This window comes from Carnobacterium sp., from assembly GCF_032094055.1.
Classification (GTDB): domain Bacteria; phylum Bacillota; class Bacilli; order Lactobacillales; family Carnobacteriaceae; genus Carnobacterium_A.
Map to the genome: position 1 here is coordinate 13706 of NZ_DAMDAK010000061.1, position 1504 is coordinate 15209.

Sequence of the window (1504 nt, forward strand, 5' to 3'; positions counted from 1 at the left end):
ATAAGCGATACTTCCTGGATCATTAATAAAAACACCATCTGCGTGAATTTCTTTTAACCATTCTTGTAAATCAGCTAAACGTTTTTTCATATAAATACAACCTACTTTCTTAATCTATTTGACTAGTATCAATTGTATCACTCCATCTTGTATTTAAAAAAGGAAAGATGTAAAAAAGAGACGAATAGCTAAAAAAACAATAAAATGAAATAAATATTGAAATTTTCATGAAAATAGAATTAAAACGCTTGCATTATTTTCAAAAGTTTGATAAATTGTATAAGAATAAAACTGAACTATCAAAAAGTAAATTTAAAGGGGATACTGGAAATGGAAAAACAAACAATAACGATTTATGATGTAGCAAGAGAAGCAAATGTTTCAATGGCCACCGTTTCACGTGTAGTGAATGGAAACCCAAATGTGAAACCAACTACTAGAAAAAAAGTTTTAGAAGTTATTGATCGGTTGGATTACCGACCAAATGCTATAGCACGTGGGCTTGCAAGTAAAAAGACTACAACTGTAGGGGTAATTATTCCAGATGTAACCAACTTATATTTTTCATCATTAGCAAGAGGAATTGATGATATTGCCACTATGTATAAATACAATATTATTTTAGCGAATTCTGATCAAAATGATCAAAAAGAAGTAAATGTACTCAATACATTATTAGCAAAACAAGTAGACGGATTAATTTATATGGGACATAAAATCACAGATGAATTACGTGCAGAGTTTTCACGTTCTAAAATCCCGGTTGTATTAGCAGGAACGGTTGATCCAGATGAACAAGTTGGCAGTGTAAACATTGATTATGAAGCAGCAACTGAAGAAGTAACCACTGAATTGATTGGTAAAGGTCACCAACGGATTGCATTTGTATCTGGTTCACAAAGTGAAGAACCAATCAATAGTGTTTATCGGATGAAAGGATACAAAAAAGCTCTTGAGAATGCAGGTATGGAATTTGATGAAAGCTTAATTTTCGAAACAGATTACAACTTTACAGCTGGAGAGGAAATTTATTCTAAATTAGCTGAAGCAGGGGCTACAGCTGCTTTTATCGGAGACGATGAACTAGCAGTAGGAGTTTTAAATGGTGCATTGGATTTAGACGTTCGTGTCCCAGAAGAATTTGAAATTATTACAGCTAATAATTCAAAACTGACAGAAATGGTTAGACCTAAATTGAGTACAATTACTCAACCGCTATATGATATCGGAGCTGTTTCCATGCGTTTATTGACAAAATTGATGAATAAAGAAGAAGTAGATGAAAAAACAATCATTTTACCACATCATATCGCTAATAGAGGAACATCTAAATAACACAAAAAACCTTTTTTGAAAAAATTCAAAAAAGGTTTTTTTTATTGAAAATATTAATCTGCTTTCTTTTTCTCAGCATCAGCTTTAGCCTTAGCGTCAGACTCAGCTTTGGCTTTTTTCTCAGCATCAGCTTTAGCCTTAGCGTCAGACTCAGCTTTGGCTTTTTTCT

Annotated in this window: 2 protein-coding genes; one reads left to right on the plus strand and one right to left on the minus strand. The window is 32.4% G+C overall.

Going from position 1 to position 1504, the window contains the following annotated elements; genetic code table 11:
- Positions 1-90: hypothetical protein (locus RT405_RS09545; protein ID WP_313469316.1), on the minus strand; the 90-nt coding region annotated here is incomplete at its 3' end.
- Between the two features lie 240 nt (positions 91-330).
- Here RT405_RS09545 and ccpA point away from each other — a divergent pair.
- A complete protein-coding gene (gene ccpA, locus RT405_RS09550; RefSeq protein WP_313469314.1) occupies positions 331-1335 on the plus strand; it encodes a catabolite control protein A in 1005 nt (334 codons plus the stop codon).
- Positions 1336-1504: the final 169 nt, after the last annotated feature.

What these genes read in the sequence shown, in the direction of transcription:
- ccpA (WP_313469314.1), top strand. Translation starts at nt 331, where the DNA reads ATGGAAAAACAAACAATAACGATTTATGATGTAGCAAGAGAAGCAAAT.